We start from the raw sequence: 22,520 nt of genomic DNA on the forward strand, positions 1-22,520 counted from the left end.
ACGCTTTGCAGACTTGTCCTTAAATTTGTCTTGTCTGAAGTTTTGTGAATTTAGCTGTATTATGGTTACTATACCTATATCCAAGGTTGAGTAGAATTTGCTAATATACCTTGCTTTATATCTTTCACTGAATATATTCTAATAAAATAACGGTCTTTTCCATCCCATTTAGGACTATAGCTATCTCTTTTATGTAAAACCGTTTTATTACTTAATACAACAATATCACCGGAAGTAATATATATATATAGTTTTGAATAGATTCTTGATATACGATTTCTCTAATTTTATTTAAAAACCCTGCTGCTCTTTGTGTTTCAGGAATAGCATCCATTTTTATTCTGCTATAATAGCCGGTAGCGTGTTCTACTAATAAAGGTATGTTGTTGCTTAATATTTTACATGAAAAAGAATCTGCACTTGTTACTGTAAATTCATTACTACACCCGATTAAGATATCTTGGTAGCTCAATTGATTTAATATATCTTTAAGGCTAATATATACTATAGGTAGATTCTCATGTCCTTTATGTACAATCCCAAAAATTAAATAGTCAACTATAGGAGATAAGTTATCACTCTTCTCTGTCATTGGACGGTATGCAGCATCTACATGCCAATCTAAATCATTATACGGCGATTGAGAGCTACGTTCATTATGAGAATTATATTTTGGTGCTACTGCTCTAATAATATTCTTATCTTCATCTTTATCTTTATATAATACAGGAAAACTATCAATTATCCCTATTACTCCATATATATGATAAATTAGCTCTTCTATTCCGCTAACCCGTACCTCACCGTCATAGGGAGTCATTATATTATAATTTTTTTGTTCGATATTTTTTATATGGATTTTTAGTAAAATTGTTTAAAGCCTCATCGCTATTAATATTAAAATTTTTTAGATAAATTTCTTTTCTCATAATACACAGTCATTATCTTTAAATCTTTTTTATGACTGAGTTCCAATTTTTAGAAGCATTAATAATACCGAAAGGATCTACATATTTTGTATCTACTAGATATAAATCTTTTTTTTCTTTCAACCAGCTAGTTAATCTAACGATTTTATTGTTTAAATTTTCTAATTTTGCTATACAAGTTTTTTCATCTAAAGTTTTCCTCCAAACATCATAGCAAGCATTATTATAGTCAATATTAGTATCTTCAATGATGAAATAATCCCATTCTTCAAAGATATTATTATGAAAATATTCTAAAATATCTATAGTATTAATATGAGCATCTTCTATTAAAACTATGGGATGTACTATTTCGGATATTTTTTCTTTTGGGAATATTGCCTCTACTTTATTAGAATCGCCTTGTAAAAATTCTATTCTATTATCACCTTTTACGGCTTGATCAATATTTTCAAAATCGATATCTATACTAATAACTTTACCGTCTTTTACTGATAAACTTTGTATATCAGCCAACCAAAGGGCGGAAGCTCCTTTAAAACTTCCAAATTCAATTATGGTTTTGGATTTCAATTCTTGAATTAAACCCTGAGTAGTAACAATCTGAAAAGGACTTTTTTGTAATGGTATATTTTTCCAATTAATATCACAGCTATTTTCAGCAATAGAATGCCAAAACGATTTAGGTAAATCGCTTGCCGTAGTTCTATTATTTATAGATACAAATCTTTTTTGTGATGCAGTATTATTTAGGAAATTTAACATATATCCTCAACCTTAAGTTAATACAACTATTGTAATACATACTTTAGATTCTAAAGTCAATAGCATTTTTAAATTAAAAATTGAGGAAAGAAATTTGAGCGTTATCATCCTGCAAACTTGTAGGCGTTGTTGTATGGATACCAAATCGTCATTGCGAGCGACCGTAAGGAGCGTGGCAAACTCATGAAATAATAACAAACTCCTGAGATTGCTTCGTCAATTGCTATGCAATTTCCTCGCAAGATATCCGGTCTTAATATAATTAAGATAAATATACTTCCTTATCTAAAGTATCTTCGCTGTTATCTATAATCATAGTAATTGTTGCATCGCCGGTAATATTGATAGTAGTACGTAGCATATCAAGTATTCGGTCAATACCGGCAATAATTGCTACTCCCTCTATAGGTAAGTGAACCGAAGAAAGAACCATAGGAAGCATTATCAAGGAGGCCCCGGGAATGCCGGCTCCGCCGATAGATCCAAGTGTTGAGGTGAGAATAATTACTAAATAGTCGTGAGGAGCAAGCGTTACTCCCATCATTTGAGCAAAGAATATAGTAGTAAGAGATAGATTTATGGCGAATCCGTCCATATTAATTGACGCCCCTATCGGAAGTACGAATGAAGTACTAGACTCTGAAATGCCAAGCTTTTCACGACAAACTTGCATAGTAGTTGCAAGAGTTGCTTTACTACTTGAAGTAGAAAAAGCAAGTATCTGATATTCAAAACTTTTTTTATAAAAAGGTATAGGGGAAACACGGCAAAATACATATATAAGTAAGCCAAAAACTAAATATTGAAATGTCATCGCCACAACTACCGCTACAACAAGTTTCGATAAACTAATCATTACTTCAACTCCCTGCATGCCTACAATCCAGCCTGTTAAAGCAAAAGCACCGTAAGGGGATAATTGAATAACAAATGATATCATTTTTAATATTAATTTTGACATTACATGAATTAAATCAGTAATAGGTTCACCGATAGATTTCATTTTGTTTAAGGTAATCCCAACAAAAATAGCAAAAAATACAACTTGCAAGACATCACCGTTTGCAAAAGCCCCAACAGCATTATCAGGGACGATATTTACAAAAAAATCAATTATATTAAATGAAGTTCTACTTGTCGTTCCTGAAGAGGTAAAATCTATATGTATACCTACTCCCGGCTTTAATACTAAGGCAACAGTAAGCCCAAAAACCGTGGCAAAAAAAGTAGTACCTAAAAAAGCGGCTACCGCTTTCATTCCTACTCTGCCAAGGGCGGAAGTATCATTCATACTAGTGATACCGGAAACCAAACTAAAGAAAATTAAAGGGGTAATGATCATTTTTATCAAGCGTAAGAAAATGTCACCGATAGGTTTAATATAATTAACATATTGTGGTAAGTATATACCAAATATAATACCTAAGATTAACCCTAAGGTAACTTTTTGCCATAATTTCATAATTTACTTACTTAATTTTTAAATTTGCTCAACTATAAGTTTAATTACTATTTTGGTCAATCCATTCTAAGTACTTTTGAAAGCCATAGTCAATATTTATTTTTATTATTTGCGGTAATTCATAATTATGAATTTCAAGGAGTTTATTTTCAATTTCGTTATAATTAGAAGATTTTGTTTTAATTACAAGTCTATATTCGGTTTCTAAAGTTACTCTCCCATCCCATCTAAAGTAACTTTTGACATCGTCAATTTGAATGCAGGCAGCAAGATTTAATTCTAACAAAACAGATGCTATTTTCTCGGCAATTTGCAAATCATTAGTAGTAGTTAAAATTAAACAGCAATCTTGCATATTCGATGAACTTGAAAAATTGGCTACGTCATCTTTGTAAGTCCTCGGATGCTCACGTACTTTTGTACGCTCCGCTCCTCGGCTTACAAATTCCTTGCTCTTTTCCAAGTTGATCTTCGTATGACTCCTCTTCACTTTACAAAGATACATGCTTAAACCTCAACAAAACAATTAGGTGTTTCATATAGTTTGAGGCTCGCTACGAAGAAGTTTTGCCCTACGAAAAGTTTAGGAAAAATTTCATCCTTTAAATGCGTCGCTATATTTTCTGCAGTTGGGTTATTCTGCATGTAATATATTTTTTGACCGGTACAATTTTCTATTTGCTGCCCCATTTCCTTATCGTCTTGATGTAGGATTAAGCTATGATCAAAATTTTCATCAATCCATTTTTTAGCTAAATCCTTAATTAAACCAAAATCGATTACCATACCAAGTTTATCGGTTTTGTTTGCGGCTATAGCGATCTCAAGAACATAGCGATGACCGTGCAGGAATTGACATTTATTTTGATGTCCTATAATTCTATGTCCTGCATCGAACTCAATACGACGAGTACATTTTATCATTAATATATACTTCCTTTCTCGATTGTCATGCCGTGGCTTGTCCACGGCATCCAGTAAAAGCATCAAAACAATCTACATCTAAGTTATTTTTCTGGATACCGTGGACAAGCCACGGTATAACAATTTGTTATAAATTCAGTAGTAACTTCTCTGGATTTTCAATAAGCTCTTTAATTTTTACCAAGAACGATACTCCTTCTTTCCCATCAATTATGCGATGATCGTAAGATAAAGCTATATACATCATCGGACGTATTTCAATTTTACAGTCTATAACTACAGCTCTTTCCTCGGTTTTATGTAAGCCTAGAATACCTGATTGAGGAGGATTAATAATCGGTGTAGATAATAATGAGCCATATACGCCTCCGTTAGAAATCGAGAATGTCCCCCCTGACAAATCAGCCATAGAAAGCTTACCCTCACGAGCTTTTTTAGCTAAAGTGCCTATAGCTTTTTCCACTTCGGCAAATCCCATTTTATCGGCATCTCTAACAACCGGTACAACAAGCCCTTGCTCTGTTCCGACAGCTACACCTATATCATAGTAATTTTTATATACTAAATCATCGCCGTCTATTTCAGCATTTACCGACGGAATAAGCTTTAAAGCTTCAATTGTTGCTTTAACAAAAAACGACATAAAGCCAAGTTTCACAGCGTGCTTTTTCTCAAACTCTTCTTTATATTGATTACGCAAGGCAATTACTTTTGACATATCAATTTCATTAAAAGTAGTCAAAATAGCTGCTGTATTTTGTGAATCTTTTAAACGCTGTGCAATAGTTTTACGCAAGCGTGACATACGAACACGCTGTACTCTTTCTTCATTAGTTTTGTTTAATGTAGGAGTAGAAGTAGCAGCAGACGGTGTGTTTATTGTTTCAAGTACGTCACCTTTGGTAATTCTACCGTCTCTACCTGTTCCTTTTATATTATTGGGATCAAGCTTATTTTCGGTAACTAATTTTTGTACGGAAGGAGCAAGAATATTATTAACCACGGCAGGTTTCTCTACAGGCTTTTCTGAAGTAGGCTGCGTAACTGCTTGAGCTTTAGCAGATTCATTATTAGTACCGGCAGTATTTGCAGCTGCCCCTTCATTTATTTCGCCTATTTCTTCGCCAACTGCTACATTTGCACCGTCAGTTTTCGATATTTTACCTATAGTGCCGTTACAAGGAGCATTAACTTCTAAAGTTACTTTTTCAGTTTCAATTTCTAACAGTAATTCATCGGTTTTAACTGAATCACCTTCTTTCTTATACCATTTGGCAATAGTTGCTTCCGTTACGGACTCTCCAAGCGACGGTACTATAATTTTAACGCTCATAATTTATTTTACTCCTATATTTTTATCGTCATTGCGAGAAGACATTGTTGCGTAGATACTAAAATCGTCATTGCGAGAAGAATTACAAAGTAATTCGCCGAAGCAATCTCAGGAGATTTGATGAGATTGCCACGTCGCTTCGCTCCTCGCAATGACGATTCGGGTATCCATGAGGGCAACGCCTTCAGTCGCTCGCAATGACGATTCTTAGGCAATATACCCCAAGAATCACATCCCCAATGCTTCCTTTAATAGCTTCTCTTGCTGTTTATTATGTGTTTGCAGTGAGCCTACTGCCGGAGAGGCCGATTCCTCTCTGCCTACATATTTAAATTCATTATTAATTCCTGCTTCTTTTAAAGCATCATTTAAGTAAGAAGCTATATAACGCCAAGCTCCCATATTCTTTGGTTCTTCCTGACACCAAATAAATTCCTGCGTCCTATTATATTTTTTTAATAGTGATGCTACAAGTTTTTTTTCAAAAGGGTATAATTGCTCAAGCCTAATAATTACTATATTACTGTTATTGCCACGCATTTCAAATAGATCGTAATATACCTTACCGCTACATAAAATTACTTTAGTAATATTGTTTGTGTCTAGTTTATTTATTTCATCTAAAACCGGTAGGAAAGTAGTATTTTCGCTTAGCTCATTAAATTTAGATACGGCATATTTATGACGTAATAATGATTTCGGCGACATTACGATTAACGGTTTGCGGGTATCATCAAGTATTTGACGACGTAGTAGGTGGAAAATCGAGGCAGGAGTAGTTGGATATGTAACATATATATTATCCTCAGCCGCTAGCTGCAAGAACCTCTCAAGCCTTGCCGAACTATGCTCCGGTCCTTGCCCTTCAAATGCGTGAGGTAACAAAACCACAAGTCCGCTCATACGAAGCCATTTTGTTTCGCTGCTTGAAATAAACTGGTCAAAAATGATCTGGGCTCCATTAGCGAAATCACCGAATTGTGCTTCCCATAAAACTAAATTTTTTGGATTTGCGAGTGAATAACCATATTCAAAACCAAGTACCGCATATTCAGATAAATTACTATCGGCTACCTCGTATTTTGCTTGGGTCTTAGATAAATTATTTAGAGGTATATAGGTAGTATCGTCAATTTGATTGTGCAATACTGAATGACGATGCGAGAAAGTACCGCGTCCGCAGTCTTGTCCGGTTAGCCTTATATTTGTGCCTTCGCTAAGCAAGCTTGCAAAAGCTAGCTGCTCAGCAGTTGCCCAATCAATAGGCTGATCGCTAGTCAGAGTAGCTTTTCGAGCTTCAAATAATTTTACAAGTTTTGGATTAACGGCAAAATCTTTCGGTATTTCACATAGTTTAGTTCCTAAATCTTGTAATGTTTTTTTCCCGACGCCCGTTATTGCAGCTTGTGTAGAGGTGCGAGAAATGCCTTGCCATAACCCACCTAAGAAATGTGCTTCCGGCTTATAACTTTTTGCCTGCTCATATTCCTTATCTAGTCTTGCTTTAAATTCTTCTTTTAACTTAGCAAAATAATTATTATCAATTATACCGCTTTTTACTAACTCATTTGCGTAAATATTTCCAGGGGTCGGTTTGCTTTTAATAATGTTATACATCTTACCTTGAGTATACATCGGTTCATCGCCCTCATTATGCCCGTATTTGCGGTAACAAATAATTTCGACTACAACATCCTTACCGAATTTTTGCCTATATTCTACTGCAATATTGCTGGCTTTTAACACTGCCTCTATATCATCGCCATTAACGTGTAAAATCGGAGCAGCGATGATTTTAGCAAACTCCGTAGAATATCTGCTAGCTCTAGTATCCGCAGCATTAGCCGTAAAACCTAGCTGGTTGTTAATGACGAAATGTAATATTCCGCCGATATCATAAGCAGTGAGCGGTGACATTGATAGGCTTTCGGCAACTACGCCTTGACCGCAAAAAGCAGCATCACCATGCACTAAAATAGCCTTAACTTTACTGCGTTTAGTATCTACAAGAATATCCTGTTTTGCTCTTACTTTCCCTGCAACTATAGGATTTACCGCTTCTAAATGTGAAGGATTATCAGCTAGTGATAAATGTATTTTCTTGTTATCTATAGTTCTATCGGACGAATAGCCTAGATGATATTTCACATCACCTGAAACATTTAGCTCATCAGGAAATACGCTACCGCTTATGAAGCCCGCAATAACAGCCTTATATGGCTTACCTACTACTTTAGTCAGAGTGTTTAATCTCCCTCGATGTGCCATACCGATAATGATTTCTTCAACGCCTTGATTCATGGATAAATCTATAGCTCTACTCATAGCAACTATAGAAGCATCACCGCCTTCAACGGAAAAACGCTTAGCTCCGGGAAATTTTGTATGTAAATACTGCTCAAACCCTTCTACTTCTAATAAATCATTTAAGATAGTTTTTTTGTCTTCGGAAGAAAATGTAACTTCACTTTCTAACTTATTATATAACCAATTTTTTTCTTCTACATTTTCTATTTGTTCAAATTCAACCCCGATGGAACCCGTATAAGTTTTATCGAGTTTGGTAACTAATTCAGATAATTTACAGTTCCAAGTACCGACAAATTCATCCGTAATATTGATATTTTCTTCTAGCTGGCTGCTATCAAGACCAAAAGTTTCTATATTAAGCTTTAAATCGTTTTTTGTTTTACGTAGCTCAAGACCAAGCGGATCAAGATTCGCTAAATAGTGAGCATGCTTGCGATAAGCATTGATCATTTCTTTAGCTTTTAAACTAGACATCTTGCCAAACTTCGCTTCTAGAGGTAATTTAGACGTCGATCCGGTACTCGCATCCTCACGTATGTCTATATAAGCTGCGGTGCTGCGTTCCGTGTTTCCTTTAAATTCCTCTCTATAAGCTGGTTTGGCAAGGTGTCTGTTATTTAAGACTTCAGAAGATAGATTATTATTTAACGGTTCTTTTTTTATTTCATAAGGAACAATTATCTTTGCCGTACTTTTATTAAGCACGGTACTATTATCCTTAATGCCGGCAAAAAATTCTTGCCAAGTTTGAACAACCGAGGCGGGATTGGCTAAATATTGCCTATATAGCTCTTCAACAAAAACGGCGTTCCCGCCAAATAAATAACCTGTTTTTTTTAAGTCTTCTTCCATATTATTGTTTGTATTGTTTGATTGCACATAAGCATGTCATTCCACCTACGGACCGTTGTTGTATGGATCGTTTATGTCATTCCCGCGTAGGCGGGAATCCAGTCCTTTTTGGTGTCATCCCGAGACGAAGTTCCCGGGATCCAGTTAAAATACTAAATTTACTAGTATTTTTTATTGTTTTTCTGGATCCCGTGGCGGGGCCACGGGATGACATCGGTTATTCGCCTATAAATATTTCCCCTCTAAATACCCTATATATACCTTAGGATTTATCTTATCCTCACCGCTAGCACTTTTTAATAAATCGGCTGAATTTTTTAACGAACCGAGATTTCTAAAATTCTTATTTAGATAATTATTTAGATTACTAAAATCACCCTTTAATATATCATCTTTTATATTAGGATACATCTCTTTTACTTTTTTCATCACCATTGATGCGATAATTGCACCGTTTGTATAGGCAGGAAAGTAACCGAAATTTCCGTGTGACCAGTGAATATCTTGAAGACAGCCATTACTAAAGCTTACCGGTTTAATGCCTAAATATTCTTGCATCTTATTATCCCAAAAGCTTGGTAACTCATCAAGATTCAAATCACCGGTGATGAGTAGCTCCTCTATCTCAAAACGTAATATTACATGCAGAGGGTAAGTTACTTCATCTGCATCCACTCTTATAAAATCAGGTTTAACTTTAGTAATCTTTCTATATAAATTTTCTGCTGAATATTCTTCGCTTTTAAAAGCAAATTCGTCTCGAAGTAATTTAGCTAAAAATTCCGTAAATTCTCTTGATCTACCTACTTGCATCTCCATAAATAAAGACTGGCTTTCATGAAAAGCCATACCTTTAGGATGTCCTACCGGCTGTCCTTTATACATTTCCGGTAGATTCTGCTCATATAGAGCATGACCTGTTTCGTGAATAATTCCCATTAAACCGCTTATGAAATTATCTTTATAATACCTAGTAGTTAAACGTATATCGTTTGGTGTTCCACCGCAAAAAGGATGAGTAGATTCGTCTAAGCGTCCTTTTGTTAGATCAAACTGCATAATTTCCATAATGCGTTTTCCGATACGTTTTTGCATTTCAGGAGCTAGTTCGGTGTTCTTTACTAGTTCTTTCTCACTTTTCTGTTTTTCTAAAACTTTATTTATAAGCTGCGGGAGTTCTTTTTTAAGCACTGAAAAAACTTGCTTGATTTCGCTACTTTTTCTGCTTGGATCAAACATATCTATTAATGAGTCGTATAATCCGCAATTAAAAGCATCTGCTCGTACTTTAGCAACTTCTCTCGTATAATCTAAAACTTTTTGTAAATGCGGTTTGAATAAATTATAGTCATTATTTTTTCTTGCTTCTCGCCAAACAAGTTCAGCTTTGGTAGTCGCTGCTACTAGTTTCTTTTGTAGCTGTTCGTCAATACAATTCGCATCTATTATTTGCCTCTCAATCTCTCTAATATTGGCATTTTGCCAATCATCAAGACTCTTTAATTCTTCTTTTGCCTTGCTAACTAATTCTTTTAGCATAGGAGATTTGAGCAGCGAGTGAACGAGCGACGTTAAAGTTACTATTTCGTTTGTTCTACTCTCACCTGAACCCATAGGCATATTTACGGCAATATCCCAGTATAATATGCCCAATATATTATTAAAATGCGAGATGGTCGCAAATTCGTTTTCTAGTTTTATGTAGTTGCTCATATATTCCTTGTTTTTTGTCATTGCGAGGAGACGCTATAAGCGTCGACGAAGCAATCTCGGGTAAATTCCTGAGATTGCCACGCTCCTTTCAGTTGCTCGCAATGACGATTATTACAAATGCAACAACTCCTTTGCTGCTTTTAAACTCGCCTCGGTGATTGTTTTACCTGAAATCATGCGGGCGAGTTCCTCCTGTCTCTCAGCTAAATTTAAAGCTTTTACCGTTACTTTTGTTTCTTTCTCTAGCTGTGTTTTCTCTATTTTTATATGCAAATCTGCTTTACCTGCTACTTGCGGCTGGTGCGTAATAACTATTACTTGAGTAACGCTACTAAGTTTTTTTAATCGCTCACCTACTTTATCTGCTACCTCTCCGCCAATCCCAACATCTATTTCATCAAATATAATAGATGGTTTTACCATTTTATCAAACAAAGAAGTTTTTAAAGCAAGCATGAATCTTGATAATTCACCGCCGGAAGCGATTTTATTAATTGCTTCCGCTGCCGTTCCTGGGTTAGTAGAAGCTTTAAACACAATATCGTCATTGCCGCCGGCTGTCGGCTCTTTTCCGGCGATTATCTCAATCTCAAAAATTGCTTTCGCCATTTTAAGCTGTTTTAGCTCCTGATGCAACGATTCTTCTAGATGTTTTGCAGCAGCAAGACGCTTTGAAGATAAATCGATTGCTAGTTCATAATATTTTTTCTGCAATAACACTTCTTGAGCTTTTAACTCATTGCTATTTGTTATTTTATTTTTTAATATACCGAGCTGCTCTAAAGATTTATCTAAAAATACACCTAATTCATCAGCAGGAACATTATATTTGCGGCTAATAGCTTTTATTAAAAATAACCTTTCTTCTGTTTCTTCAAGATTATATTCTTCATGATTAAAACTATCTAACAGATTTGATAATTCTTGGCGTGCTTCTTCTAGGTTATTATAGGCTTCTTCTAAGCTTGTAGCAATAGCTTCAAAACGTTTATTGTCTTGTTGCCTTGCTAATAATTTCTCTGCTCTATTAATCGATATATTTATTTCGGGGTTATTAATCTGCTCTAGAATATCTTTTATTAGCTGTAAATCCTTATCTTTATTTTGCAAATCTTTTCGTATATTTGCTAATTTTTCTTCTTCACCTATTTGAATATTCAGCTTAGTTAATTCTTCCGTTGCAAAGCTCAAATAATCAATTTCCTGTTCTATAGAATTTTGTTTAAGTGTTATTTCGGCAATTTCTTTCCGAGTATTTTGCCAAGTCTGATAACATTTGGAAAGCTCGGCTCGGAAGCCCAAAAGATTTCCGTAACTATCTAAAATATCACGCTGCGTATTTGCTTCTAGAAGGGAAATATTATTATTTTGTCCATGAAATTCAAATAAATAAGTAGCTAATTGCTGCATTATAGCCTTATTAACTATTTGATTATTAATGAAAAAATTTTTCCGCCCTTCAGCTTTTTGCAAACATTTTACAAGCAATAACTCTTCAGGCTCAATAAAATTTTGGATTAGAAAGTTTTGTATCTCTTCATTTAAAGAGAATATTATATTAACAACAGCGTAATCTTTTCCACGCTTTATTATGTTATTTGAAGTTTTATAGCCTAGGCAAAATAAAATAGCGTCAAGTAAAATAGATTTACCGGCTCCTGTTTCACCGGTAATAACGCATAAACCTTTATTAAACTCAATTTCCAGCTCGTCTATCAGAATGAAATTTTTGACTGAGAGACTATGAAACATATACTATTCTTTATTTGTATACTTCAAGTAAATGAAGAGTAGTTATACGAAGATCAACTTCAAAAAGAGCTAGGAGTTCACAAATCGAGGAGCGGAGCGTATAATAATACGTGAGCACCGCAGATTTTGTAGAACGACAACGCCAATTTTTGAAGTTCATCGAGTATAACCTTTGAGCAACTTATATGCGTAACTATACCACTGGCTATCAGGATAGTTATGACCTAGCACTGAGGCATATTTTTTTGCTTCATCAGGTAACCCAAGCATCATATAGCTTTCGACTAAACGGTAAAGAGCTTCTACCGAGTGAGAAGTAGTTTGATAATTATCAATTACCTCTTCAAATCTATTAATAGCTGCCATCGGGTTCTTTTTCTTTAAGTAGAACCGACCTACCATCATCTCTTTACCTGCTAAATGATCGTTTACTAAGTCGATTTTTAATGATGAATCAATAGCATATTTAGTATTTGGGAATTTTGCTATTACATCTTCAAAACTATCTTTAGCTAAGAAAGTTCTAGATTGATCATGATTTACGTCTGAAATTAACATATAATATGATAATGCTTTAAGGTAGTATGCATAAGCAATATCAACATTTGCAGGGTGCAAATTAATGAACATATCAAGCACATCAACCGCTTCTTCATATTGAGCGGCAAGGAATAAAGAATAAGCCTGCATCAATTCGGCTTGTGGGATCATCTCATTACCCGGATGTTGGTAAAATACTCTTCCGAATTCTTCCGCAGCTTTCTTATATTTTTTCTTTTCTAATAAGGTAACGCCTTCGTTATAAAGGGTAGGGATAGGAACTACTATGTCATCACTGGTTTTTTTACTTTTACATCCGCTGAAAACTAACCCTATAACTAAAAGGGTGCTCAATAATTTTGTTAATTTCATAAGAACTTAAATTCAGTTAATAACTAAATATACATATAGGCTTAAAGAATTTCAAGGATTCAATTTAAAAATATACTCTGCTGTTTTCAAGAATTGCTCTTTGTTATCTTCATGGTTTCACATACTCACTTATTAAGTATAAGCTGCGTGCGTTCACCATTCGACAACAAATTCAATTCTTGAAATCATTTGAGTATACTCGGTGAATTTCAAAAATTGGCAGCTTCGTCTAGCAAGCCCTGCGGTACTGAACGTTTAAGTATACGCTCCGCTCCTCGTCTTACAGACCGATTACTCTTTTTGAAATTGACCTTCGTGTATCAATTCTTCATTTATTAGGAGTGTACCCAGTGTCCTTTATCATTTTTATGGTATTTTTTTTTCTACGGCCGAGACCATGCTACTTTATGTGCAACTGTCTCTCTAGAGTCATTTCCGCGTCTTTTATCGGCATCCTTATATTGTTCAAATGCGTGATTAAAAGCTTCGCGATAAATATCCTTAGCATGGCTTGGAAGATGATTTTTAACTGAATCGGGTAAATCGTTATTATTTTTATAAGGCATAGAGACCTCCGGTAATTGTGAATTATTTTACGTCATTGCGAGGAAAAACTATAAGTTTTGACGAAGCAATCTAGGTCCTGGTCACTTTTAATAGAATAATCATAATTATGGCTCTTTTTAGCTGCAAATTATCAGATTTTTTTGAAATATGAATAACTATTCCTTCAAAAATCTTATTAATTTTCGCTTAAAAATATCTCATAATTATAATTATTAATCAAAAGTGCACAGAACCTAGTAAAAAATTCTATAAATCAGAATTTTTTTAATTATTTTTGCTGGATTGCCACGTCGCTTCGCTCCTCGCAATGACGATTTGGCGTCCACGCGGGTAATGCCACGGGTATTATTGCATGGCTCGGTTTTTCAGTTGTCAGACCGCGACTTGATCGCAGTATCCAGCTTAAAATACTAAAATTATTATATTTTAAGTTATATTTCTGGACCCCGTGGTCAAGCGAACTAGGTGACATAGTGGGGTTTACTGAGTCATGCAACAATGCCAATGCCACGCAGGAATGACATATGACTATTATATTTTATAATATTGGAGGTTTCATTTCTATAGGAAAGTTAAATAAAATTCACGACCATAGACTTTTCATTTTATTAAAAAAGCTGCCGTCGGTTTCTTTTTCATTTATAGATTCTTTTTTGAATTCTTCTAATAATTCACGTTGTCTTTTGGATAAATTCTTAGGTACTTCGACATGAATATGCGTAAACATATCACCTCTAATAGTAGATCTTATTTTAGACATACCTTTACTGCGTAGTCTTAATTGATCCCCGTTTTGTGTACCTGCAGGAATTGTTAAGTTGACTTTTCCACCTTCAATTATAGGGACTTCTATCTCCCCTCCAAGGGCGGCATTTACAAAGCTAATAGGTAGTTTACAATATAAATTTGCTCCATCTACTTTATAAATATCATGAGGCTTTATTGCTATATCAACATATAAATCACCACTATTTCCGCCTCTAACACCGGCTTCGCCTTCGCCTGGATGTCTTATTCTAGTACCATTTTCAACACCGGCAGGAATATTTACCGATAAATTTCGCTGCCTATGGTAACGCCCCATGCCATGACATTTTTTACAAGGATTTTTGATAATTTGTCCGTTACCTTGGCATTTATGGCAAGTTTGTTCAATCGTAAAGAATCCTTGCTGAATTCTAGTTGCTCCAGCACCACCGCAAGCATCGCAAGTAGTGACGGTTTCGCCTTTTTCAGAACCAGTGCCATGGCAAGTATCGCATTTTACTTCACTAGAAAAGCTAATATTTTTTTCGATGCCGTGAAATGCTTCCTCTAGGTTAATTGTAAGGTCATATTTTAAATCAGAACCTCTCGCCTTAGTTAAAGTAGACTTTCTTCTACTACCTCCCATAAAGTCGCTAAAGAAGTCACCGAAAATATCGTTAATATCAGGATGAAAACCACCGTGATTCCTCCCTCCCCCTCGTGCCTGTTGATTTTGAAAAGCATCATGCCCAAAGCGATCGTAAGCAGCTCTTTTTTGTTCGTCTTTTAGAACATCATAAGCACTATTTATTTCTTTAAATTTCTTTTCAGCATCTTTAGCGTCAGTAGTATCAGGGTGATATTGCTTGGCTAGCTTTAGGTAAGCTTTTTTAAGATCAGCTTGGCTAGCTGTTTTACTAACGCCTAATATTTGATAATAATCTTGTGACATAATTTATGAAATATGGTTTTAATGTCATTCCCGCGTAGGCGGGAATCCAGCAAGACATATAAAAACTTGTTGTTATATGTCTACTTTGTTAAATATGTAATCTTTGTGCCAATGTTAAGGTTATTTTTCTGGATTCTCGCCTACGCGGGAATGACACAGAAGCCGCTACCGCATTAACATTATTACTTCTTCTCTACGTCCTTAAAATCGGCATCTACTACTTTTTCATCTTTAGCAGCATTTTCTTCAGAAGGCCTACTCTCGCTTTGTGCTTTATACATTGCTTCACCGATTTTCATGCTAGCTGCAGTTAAGTTCTCTGTCTTTTCTTTAATCAAAGCAGCATCTTCCGACTCAAGAACAGCTTTTAAAGCGGCTAGTGCTTCTTCGACTAGCCCTTTATCTTCTGAGGATAATTTATCGCCATACTCCGTAAGAGTTTTTTCAGTAGAATAAACTAAACTATCGGCAGCATTTCTTGCTTCAATAAGCTCCTTACGCTTTTTATCTTCATCGGCATTTTGTTCGGCATCTTTAACCATTTGTTCGATTTCGGCATCACTAAGACCTCCGGAAGCTTGAATAGTTACTCTCTGCTCCTTACCGCTTGCTTTATCTTTAGCCGAAACATGGACTATTCCGTTAGCATCAATATCAAACGTTACTTCTATTTGCGGAACGCCTCTAGGTGCAGGAGGTATACCTTCGAGATTAAACTGACCAAGCAATTTATTATCTTTTGCCATTTCACGTTCACCTTGAAACACTCTAATAGTTACGGCATGCTGATTATCGTCAGCAGTTGAGAATACCTGACTTTTTTTAGTAGGTATAGTAGTATTACGATCGATTAACCTTGTAAATACGCCGCCAAGGGTTTCAATACCAAGAGATAAAGGCGTAACGTCTAATAATAATATATCCGTTACTTCTTTATTAAGTACTCCGCCTTGAATAGCAGCACCAAGTGCTACAACCTCATCAGGATTTACGCCTTTATGCGGTGCTCGTCCAAAGAATTTCTCTACGGCTTCTTGTACTTTCGGCATTCTGGTCATACCGCCGACAAGTACTACTTCCTGAATATCAGAAGCTTTTAAACCTGCATCCTTTAACGCTTTACGGCAAGGCTCAACGGTTTTTTCAATTAAATCATCTACTAACTTTTCAAGGTCTGCTCTAGTAAATTTAAGATTTAAATGTTTTGGACCGCTGCTATCAGCCGTAATATAAGGCAAATTAATATCGGTAGTTACTGCAGAAGATAGTTCTTTCTTAGCTTTTTCCGCTGCTTCTTTTAAACGCTGAAGTGCTAAAGGATCGTTACGTAAATCTATACTGTTTTCTTTTTTGAATACATCTATTAAATGGTTTAATATTCTTGTATCGAAATCTTCACCACCAAGGAATGTATCACCGTTTGTTGATTTTACTTCAAAAACACCGTCACCGATTTCAAGAATTGAAACATCGAATGTTCCGCCGCCAAGATCGTATACTGCAATAGTTTTACTTGCCGATTTATCAAAACCGTAAGCAAGAGCTGCAGCAGTCGGCTCGTTAATTATTCTAAGGACCTCAAGACCTGCTATTTTACCGGCATCTTTTGTTGCTTGACGTTGTGCATCATTGAAATAAGCAGGCACGGTTATTACTGCTTGTGTTACTTTTTCGCCTAAATAATTCTCTGCGGTTTCTTTCATTTTTTGTAAAATAAAAGCACTAATTTGGCTTGGTGAATATTTATTGTTATCAGCTTCGACCCATGCGTCACCGTTATCGGCTTTAACTATATTATACGGTACGATATCTTGGTCTTTCTTAACCATAGGATCGGTGAAATTTCTACCGATTAATCGCTTTACCGCATATATAGTATTGCGAGGGTTGGTTACTGCTTGTCTCTTAGCAGACTGTCCGACTAATTTTTCGCCGTTTGCAAAAGCTATTATTGACGGCGTAGTTCTCTCACCTTCTGAATTTTCTATTACTTTTGGCTCTTTACCTTCCATGACTGCAACACAAGAGTTGGTAGTCCCAAGGTCGATACCTATTACTTTTCCCATAAGATTCCTCGTTTTCTTTTTTTTATTTTATTATGACTTTTTATTTGATATAGTGCTGCTTAAATGATTTTACAAGAGGTGAAAATGAAAAAACTACCGATTTTACTAAAACTTTTATTTATTATTAATTTAGTTTTCCTAAATAATATAGTTTTAGCATCTTCTGAAGCAAGCAGTGCTATATTTGAAAAAGCGAAGAAAGCAATCGTAACAATTGATACTAGAATTGCCGTATCGGCATATGATGATACAAGTAGTTGGACAGGAACGGGATTTATTAACGATAAAAATAACGGTTATATAATTACTAATACTCATGTTGTTGGTGGTGCGTCTATCGGAACTTATTTTGTTACTTTTTATAATGGCGAGCAGGCAGAAGCAAAACTTATCTATTACGATATTTGGCAAGATTATGCCGTTCTAAAAATAGAAAGTAAAGACATACCGGCATCGGCAACGCAAATATCTTTCTCAAATGAGCTTCCAAAATTAAATCAAAAGGTTTTTGTAGTAGGAAATACCGAAGCTCAAGGTTTTTCTTTCCATACCGGTTACTTATCTGATCTTTATAATGTTGCAGGTATGATGCCGCAATGTACTTATGTCATTAACCTAAATACTACTGGCGGTGCTAGTGGTTCACCGGTACTAAACGACAAGATTGAGGCTATAGGAGTATTATACGGCGGCGGTAAAACTCATTCTCTAGCACTGCAAGGTGATTATGTAGCTCGCACCTTAGAAAGTTTAAAGAGTAATAAACAACCAAGCAGAAAGCATATAGGAATAATAAGCGAGTTATATTCTTTAAATAAAGCAGTTAGACATCATAATTTCCCTAAAGAAGAAATGGATAAATATATAAATAAATTTCCTGATAGTAGAAATAGGGTGATAAGCGTTAAGGCAGTTCTGGCCGGTTCGCCTGCTGAAAAATCTTTAAAAGCCGGTGATATTATTTGGGCAGTTAATGATAAGGAACTCGGCGGTAATCTAGCATTATTTGATAGAGAAATGGATAATTTTAAAGGAATAGCTATTAAACTTACTATATTTCGTGACGGAAAAAAGCTAGAACAAGCAGTAGATTTATATGATGTAAACAATAATAAAATCGCTAAAATGATAAATTTCGGTGGTGCGGTATTTTTTGAAGCCGATGATTATTTTAGTAATAAATCGGGTGTCCCGCTTAAAGCTCTAAGTATAGCTTCCGTTCAATCCGGTAGTAGCTTTAGCTCTATACCGACATTTTTTACTAAAGATTATAAAAATGTTTATAGATTACAAATTTTTGAGATGAAAGATTTGGCTTTAAGTAATCTTGACGATTTGGTGAAATTTTTACCTGCTATTACTAAAGAGAAATTTATAACGGTTAGATTTAAAAATTATCAACCTTATTACGCTAATTTCGGTTATAACGAACTTATCTCCTCACATGATGATATGATTGCCGATGTAACCTTGGATTCTATAGATACCAAGCCTTATATATTAAAGTATAATACTGTTTCTCATGATTGGGATATGGAAAATATAAAACTTCAGTAACTAATCGATTGTGATAAATTAACAATTTTTAATCAATTAAGTCGCAATCAATTCAACTCGGTTTGTTGCGTTATTACTCCTAAATTTATAATCTTAATTTTAGGAGAATTGCAAATTAGCTCAGTGTCATTCACCATGTTATTATTTCTACGTGTCTTTATTGCGTGAATCGGTTTTCCGTTGTCATCCCGCGACTTGATCGTGGGATCCAGTTTTTTATTTTCTGGATACCGTGGTCAAGCCACGGTATGACATAGTCTAACACCTAAGAAATACAGCTAATTAGCAACCCCTCCTAAAACAATTAATAATTAATAAATTTAGGAGAATTAATGAAAAAACAAACAGTACCTGCTTTACCTACATCAGATTTAAGTCAATATAAAACTCCAAGCCTAAATTCCCTCGATTCAGATAAAGAAATGAAATCGGTATCAGTAAAGAGTGATATAGAAGAACTAGAAAAATTATTTGAAGATAAAACAGACGATGGCATAACAATTTTTGAAAGTAATGGTATGGACCTCTCTTTCATGGATTAGATAAAAATGGCAAAGCAATATTAAAGAAAAAATTGATGAGAGATCAGGTGTTGAGTTATATAGCTAACTTACCAAAATGTTTAGTAGGTATGGAGGCTTGCGGCGGAGCTAACTATTGGGCAAGAGAAATAACAAAATTAGGTCATGAGGTTAAACTAATAGCACCACAATTTGTAAAACCATATGTTAAAACTAATAAAAACGATCAGGCAGATAGCGAAGCGATTTGTGAAGCAGTAACAAGACCGAATATGAGATATGTACAGATAAAAAGTGTAGGACAACGAGATATTTTGTCGATTCACAGGATAAGAGCAAGGTTGGTAAAAAATCGTACTGCACTTGCCAATGAGATAAGAGGATTACTAAATGAATTTGGTTTTACTATTCCTCAGGGTATAAATAAAGTTACTGCTAAATTAACAGAAGTTTTAGATAATGGCGGTTTAAGCCCAATAAGCTATACAACATTCATCGAGTTAAAAGAAGAATTTATAGATAATGATAAAAAAATAATAGAGCTAGAAAAGCGATTAAAAATATTAGCAACAGAGTTAGAACAATATAAACGTTTAACATCTATACCCGGTATAGGTTTAATTACTGCTACAGCATTGATAGCTTCAATAGGTAATGCAAAATATTTTAATAATGGTAGACAATTATCAGCATGGCTTGGTTTAGTGCCAAAACAACATTCGAGTGGAGGTAAAGAGAGGTTACTTAGTATAAGCAAGAGAGGCGATACTTATTTACGTACTTTATTGATTCAAGGAGCAAGAGCGGTATTAAATGCTAAGCTAAGGTTTACAACTGAAGCACAAAAAAACAAAAAGGATTTTACTAGATTTACCCAGTGGATGTATAATTTATCGGAGCGATGCGGGCATAATAAAACTACCGTTGCTGTAGCAAATAAATTGGCACGAATAGTATTCGCAGTATTACGTACCGGCAATGATTACAACGAAACTAAAGTTTGTAGTTAATTAAGGTAATAATATATTGTTGAATTGCCAATATTAACTGAATAAATTAGATAATAATATATGTAAAAATTCCAATCCGAAATATGCGTGAGAGATAATATTGATGGTGAATAAGACAAACCTTAACCTACGAAAAAACTGATTAACGCACAGGCTCTATAGAAGCCGTCGAAGTGATAAGTAAAAGTTTGTAGGCAAACGAATTCCATCAGGGCTATACGGTAAATATACAAGTAAGGTAATTTATCAATTATAAGTTGGATACATGACTGCATTTGCTTTTTAGCTATTAAATGTTATTTTTTTCTTGCATTATTAGGGAGGTCCATACATGCTTTAAAGGTATGCCTTGAAAATAATTCTAATGCTTTATTACACGAGGCAGCTGAACAGGGTAAAAAAGATTTAGTAATAGAGATCTTAAAAGTAAATCGGAATTCTATAGATTCTACGACTCCTCAGGGTTTATCGTTATTACATTCGGCAATTACAGGAGTTAATAATAAAGACGTGATTGAGATCCTATTACAGGCGAAACCTACTTTAGTAACACAAAAAGATGCTTCAGGTCTTACTTCGTCATTTTATAACACTAATAAAGAAATAATAGCAATATTACAACATTATGAACGAGATGTTATAGACCGGCTTAATATAAAGCCATGGAAAGGTTGGGAAGAAGATATGCAAGAATATTTAAAAAATGAGATGCTTATAATTGGAAACACTAAGCATACAATAAATGGAGATTGTATAGAAAATTTGTAAATTATTAGACAAGCCTCTTCCTTGTAAATTTAACATAGAGTATTAGATTTACAAGGAAGATGTAGAGCTTTAATAAAAAACGGTAAGTATCTAAAACTTACCTATAAAGTATTTTAAGCTTAAAAATTATAATTCAGTAGTAGGGATATATTTGATATTTCCATCTTCTCCTATCAATGGGTAATACTCTGTTTGAGAATTATAATCATCATTACTAATTGATGTTTGTGGTGATAGTTTTTATGCTAATATTACCAATTTTTCTTCATATAACTCAAAAGATTTTTTTAAATCCTCTTTTGTAATCTTTACAGTTTTAGCTTTATCTACTTCATCTATGTTTATGTTAGATGTTTCAAAAGCTTTTGTTACTTTTTTGGGGAAAGAAAAATATGTTTTTATTTCCGTTGAAAAAAATGTAATAAGTTTATCTAATACCTTAAAATTATTTTGAAGCGGCGATATATAAGTCTTATTTATAAATGTCAACATAAATTAATATATAATTACTATAAGTATTAACAAATGCTAATTATTATAATTTTCTTTCACAAAATCGAAATAAGCTGTTATTAATATAAAAAACCAATCTTAATCTATTATATGCGTTCTTTATTTATAGTAATTATATTCTTTCTAATGAGTAGTTGTAATTTAAAACCGGTATATAGTGAAAAATACAGTAGAAATAATGATTTAGAAGCTATTAAAGTTGAGCCGATTAGAACAATTGAAGGAGCTGAGTTTTATCATCGTTTAACTAGTATTTTACCTCAGAAAGCAAAAGCAAAATACCTGCTTAAAGCAGAGCTTATTGCAACAACTATGCCTGCTACTATTGAAAAAAACTCCAATGTTTTAAGAGAATATATTAATCAATTAGTTAGGTATAAATTAATTGATATAGAAAGCCAAAAGGTTTTAATTGAAGAGAAGTTTTACCAAAACACGTCATATAATGCTATTTTTACACCATATGCAACAAATGTTGAAAGAGATGAAACAGGAATAGACTTGGCATGTCAAGCAGCAGAAGAAATTCGTAGCAGATTAATTTTATATTTTATACGGAAATAGTTAAGCTATGAAATTTTATTTTTCACAAATAGGTAGATTATTTGAATTAATAAAAGCCGGAAAGATTAGAGCTCTTTTACTATACGGTCCTGATAAAGGCTATATAGAAAAAAATTTGTAAGCATTTAGTAAAAAGCTTAAATATGCTACAAACTTCTATAGAATACTCAGAGCTTAATATTTCATCTTTAGAAATATTACTTAATTCGCCTAATTTTTTTGGTCAAAAAGAATTAATTAAAATTAGATCGGTTGGGAATTCAATCGATAAGAATTTAAAAACAATTCTAAACAATGATTATA

General features: G+C 34.2%; 17 protein-coding genes and 4 pseudogenes. 6 read left to right on the forward strand and 15 right to left on the reverse strand.

Annotated features, from left to right (window positions below):
* Nucleotides 1–211: 211 nt before the first annotated feature.
* The 14 genes and pseudogenes from ACE38Q_RS07680 to dnaK form a co-directional block, all read right to left on the reverse strand.
* Nucleotides 212–820 (reverse strand): cephalosporin hydroxylase, encoded by a 609-nt coding sequence (locus tag ACE38Q_RS07680; RefSeq protein ID WP_500191107.1) that lies wholly within the window; start codon nt 818–820, stop codon nt 212–214.
* Nucleotides 821–947: 127 nt separating this feature from the next.
* Nucleotides 948–1,694 carry a CmcI family methyltransferase gene (locus tag ACE38Q_RS07685; protein WP_500191110.1) on the reverse strand — a complete coding sequence of 249 codons (747 nt, stop codon included), beginning with the start codon at nt 1,692–1,694 and terminating at the stop codon, nt 948–950.
* 262 nt (nt 1,695–1,956) lie between these two features.
* On the reverse strand, nt 1,957–3,156 hold the full coding sequence (locus ACE38Q_RS07690; RefSeq protein WP_500191113.1) for a dicarboxylate/amino acid:cation symporter: 1,200 nt from the start codon (nt 3,154–3,156) through the stop codon (nt 1,957–1,959).
* Between the two features lie 40 nt (nt 3,157–3,196).
* Nucleotides 3,197–3,511, reverse strand: coding sequence for a divalent-cation tolerance protein CutA (gene cutA, locus ACE38Q_RS07695; protein ID WP_500191389.1), 315 nt, complete (start codon nt 3,509–3,511; stop codon nt 3,197–3,199).
* 152 nt (nt 3,512–3,663) lie between these two features.
* A complete protein-coding gene (locus tag ACE38Q_RS07700) occupies nt 3,664–4,080 on the reverse strand; it encodes a 6-pyruvoyl trahydropterin synthase family protein (RefSeq protein ID WP_041078891.1) in 417 nt (138 codons plus the stop codon).
* A gap of 127 nt (nt 4,081–4,207) precedes the next feature.
* Complete coding sequence (gene odhB / locus ACE38Q_RS07705; protein ID WP_500191119.1) at nt 4,208–5,413, reverse strand: 2-oxoglutarate dehydrogenase complex dihydrolipoyllysine-residue succinyltransferase; 1,206 nt, start codon at nt 5,411–5,413, stop codon at nt 4,208–4,210.
* A gap of 32 nt (nt 5,414–5,445) precedes the next feature.
* Nucleotides 5,446–5,576, reverse strand: a pseudogene (locus ACE38Q_RS07710) (polysaccharide polymerase); the annotation flags it as partial.
* 65 nt (nt 5,577–5,641) lie between these two features.
* Nucleotides 5,642–8,575, reverse strand: a complete 2,934-nt coding sequence (locus tag ACE38Q_RS07715) for a 2-oxoglutarate dehydrogenase E1 component (protein ID WP_500191394.1) — start codon at nt 8,573–8,575, stop codon at nt 5,642–5,644.
* Between the two features lie 225 nt (nt 8,576–8,800).
* The gene (locus ACE38Q_RS07720; RefSeq protein WP_500191125.1) at nt 8,801–10,288 is read right to left on the reverse strand and encodes a carboxypeptidase M32; all 1,488 of its coding nucleotides are present in this window, start codon (nt 10,286–10,288) and stop codon (nt 8,801–8,803) included.
* Between the two features lie 111 nt (nt 10,289–10,399).
* Nucleotides 10,400–12,040 (reverse strand): DNA repair protein RecN, encoded by a 1,641-nt coding sequence (gene recN / locus ACE38Q_RS07725; protein WP_500191129.1) that lies wholly within the window; start codon nt 12,038–12,040, stop codon nt 10,400–10,402.
* Nucleotides 12,041–12,196: 156 nt separating this feature from the next.
* The gene (locus ACE38Q_RS07730; protein WP_500191131.1) at nt 12,197–12,952 is read right to left on the reverse strand and encodes an outer membrane protein assembly factor BamD; all 756 of its coding nucleotides are present in this window, start codon (nt 12,950–12,952) and stop codon (nt 12,197–12,199) included.
* Nucleotides 12,953–13,335: 383 nt separating this feature from the next.
* Entirely contained in the window at nt 13,336–13,518 is a 183-nt protein-coding gene (locus tag ACE38Q_RS07735; RefSeq protein WP_500191137.1) for a ChaB family protein, read from the reverse strand.
* 584 nt (nt 13,519–14,102) lie between these two features.
* On the reverse strand, nt 14,103–15,218 hold the full coding sequence (gene dnaJ / locus ACE38Q_RS07740) for a molecular chaperone DnaJ (protein WP_500191139.1): 1,116 nt from the start codon (nt 15,216–15,218) through the stop codon (nt 14,103–14,105).
* A gap of 182 nt (nt 15,219–15,400) precedes the next feature.
* The gene (dnaK, locus tag ACE38Q_RS07745) at nt 15,401–17,284 is read right to left on the reverse strand and encodes a molecular chaperone DnaK (RefSeq protein ID WP_500191142.1); all 1,884 of its coding nucleotides are present in this window, start codon (nt 17,282–17,284) and stop codon (nt 15,401–15,403) included.
* Nucleotides 17,285–17,347: 63 nt separating this feature from the next.
* On the opposite strand from dnaK, the gene ACE38Q_RS07750 reads away from it, so the two are divergent.
* From ACE38Q_RS07750 to ACE38Q_RS07765, 4 genes and pseudogenes are all read left to right on the forward strand, one after another.
* Complete coding sequence (locus tag ACE38Q_RS07750) at nt 17,348–18,841, forward strand: S1C family serine protease (RefSeq protein WP_500191147.1); 1,494 nt, start codon at nt 17,348–17,350, stop codon at nt 18,839–18,841.
* 332 nt (nt 18,842–19,173) lie between these two features.
* Nucleotides 19,174–19,383 carry an ankryin gene (locus ACE38Q_RS07755; RefSeq protein ID WP_500191150.1) on the forward strand — a complete coding sequence of 70 codons (210 nt, stop codon included), beginning with the start codon at nt 19,174–19,176 and terminating at the stop codon, nt 19,381–19,383.
* Nucleotides 19,374–20,372: pseudogene (locus ACE38Q_RS07760) on the forward strand (IS110 family RNA-guided transposase); the annotation flags it as partial. The gene ACE38Q_RS07755 and the pseudogene ACE38Q_RS07760, both read left to right, overlap by 10 nt.
* Nucleotides 20,373–20,882: 510 nt before the next feature.
* The gene (locus ACE38Q_RS07765) at nt 20,883–21,140 is read left to right on the forward strand and encodes a hypothetical protein (protein ID WP_500191154.1); all 258 of its coding nucleotides are present in this window, start codon (nt 20,883–20,885) and stop codon (nt 21,138–21,140) included.
* A gap of 126 nt (nt 21,141–21,266) precedes the next feature.
* Here the strand turns inward: ACE38Q_RS07765 and ACE38Q_RS07770 are convergent.
* Nucleotides 21,267–21,632: pseudogene (locus tag ACE38Q_RS07770) on the reverse strand (hypothetical protein).
* Nucleotides 21,633–21,743: 111 nt separating this feature from the next.
* Here ACE38Q_RS07770 and ACE38Q_RS07775 point away from each other — a divergent pair.
* Both ACE38Q_RS07775 and ACE38Q_RS07780 read left to right on the forward strand, forming a co-directional pair.
* A complete protein-coding gene (locus ACE38Q_RS07775) occupies nt 21,744–22,217 on the forward strand; it encodes a hypothetical protein (RefSeq protein WP_500191158.1) in 474 nt (157 codons plus the stop codon).
* A gap of 7 nt (nt 22,218–22,224) precedes the next feature.
* Nucleotides 22,225–22,520: pseudogene (locus tag ACE38Q_RS07780) on the forward strand (DNA polymerase III subunit delta); the annotation flags it as partial.

The sequence above is a fragment of the Rickettsia endosymbiont of Thecocarcelia acutangulata genome, assembly GCF_964263195.1.
GTDB lineage: Bacteria > Pseudomonadota > Alphaproteobacteria > Rickettsiales > Rickettsiaceae > Rickettsia > Rickettsia felis.

Excerpts from the sequence above, each read along its gene's own strand:
- ACE38Q_RS07680 (WP_500191107.1), bottom strand. The coding sequence starts at position 820 with ATGACTCCCTATGACGGTGAGGTACGGGTTAGCGGAATAGAAGAGCTA.
- ACE38Q_RS07685 (WP_500191110.1), bottom strand. The coding sequence starts at position 1,694 with ATGTTAAATTTCCTAAATAATACTGCATCACAAAAAAGATTTGTATCT.
- ACE38Q_RS07690 (WP_500191113.1), bottom strand. The coding sequence starts at position 3,156 with ATGAAATTATGGCAAAAAGTTACCTTAGGGTTAATCTTAGGTATTATA.
- cutA (WP_500191389.1), bottom strand. The coding sequence starts at position 3,511 with ATGCAAGATTGCTGTTTAATTTTAACTACTACTAATGATTTGCAAATT.
- ACE38Q_RS07700 (WP_041078891.1), bottom strand. The coding sequence starts at position 4,080 with ATGATAAAATGTACTCGTCGTATTGAGTTCGATGCAGGACATAGAATT.
- odhB (WP_500191119.1), bottom strand. The coding sequence starts at position 5,413 with ATGAGCGTTAAAATTATAGTACCGTCGCTTGGAGAGTCCGTAACGGAA.
- ACE38Q_RS07715 (WP_500191394.1), bottom strand. The coding sequence starts at position 8,575 with ATGGAAGAAGACTTAAAAAAAACAGGTTATTTATTTGGCGGGAACGCC.
- ACE38Q_RS07720 (WP_500191125.1), bottom strand. The coding sequence starts at position 10,288 with ATGAGCAACTACATAAAACTAGAAAACGAATTTGCGACCATCTCGCAT.
- recN (WP_500191129.1), bottom strand. The coding sequence starts at position 12,040 with ATGTTTCATAGTCTCTCAGTCAAAAATTTCATTCTGATAGACGAGCTG.
- ACE38Q_RS07730 (WP_500191131.1), bottom strand. The coding sequence starts at position 12,952 with ATGAAATTAACAAAATTATTGAGCACCCTTTTAGTTATAGGGTTAGTT.
- ACE38Q_RS07735 (WP_500191137.1), bottom strand. The coding sequence starts at position 13,518 with ATGCCTTATAAAAATAATAACGATTTACCCGATTCAGTTAAAAATCAT.
- dnaJ (WP_500191139.1), bottom strand. The coding sequence starts at position 15,218 with ATGTCACAAGATTATTATCAAATATTAGGCGTTAGTAAAACAGCTAGC.
- dnaK (WP_500191142.1), bottom strand. The coding sequence starts at position 17,284 with ATGGGAAAAGTAATAGGTATCGACCTTGGGACTACCAACTCTTGTGTT.
- ACE38Q_RS07750 (WP_500191147.1), top strand. The coding sequence starts at position 17,348 with ATGATTTTACAAGAGGTGAAAATGAAAAAACTACCGATTTTACTAAAA.
- ACE38Q_RS07755 (WP_500191150.1), top strand. The coding sequence starts at position 19,174 with ATGAAAAAACAAACAGTACCTGCTTTACCTACATCAGATTTAAGTCAA.
- ACE38Q_RS07775 (WP_500191158.1), top strand. The coding sequence starts at position 21,744 with ATGCGTTCTTTATTTATAGTAATTATATTCTTTCTAATGAGTAGTTGT.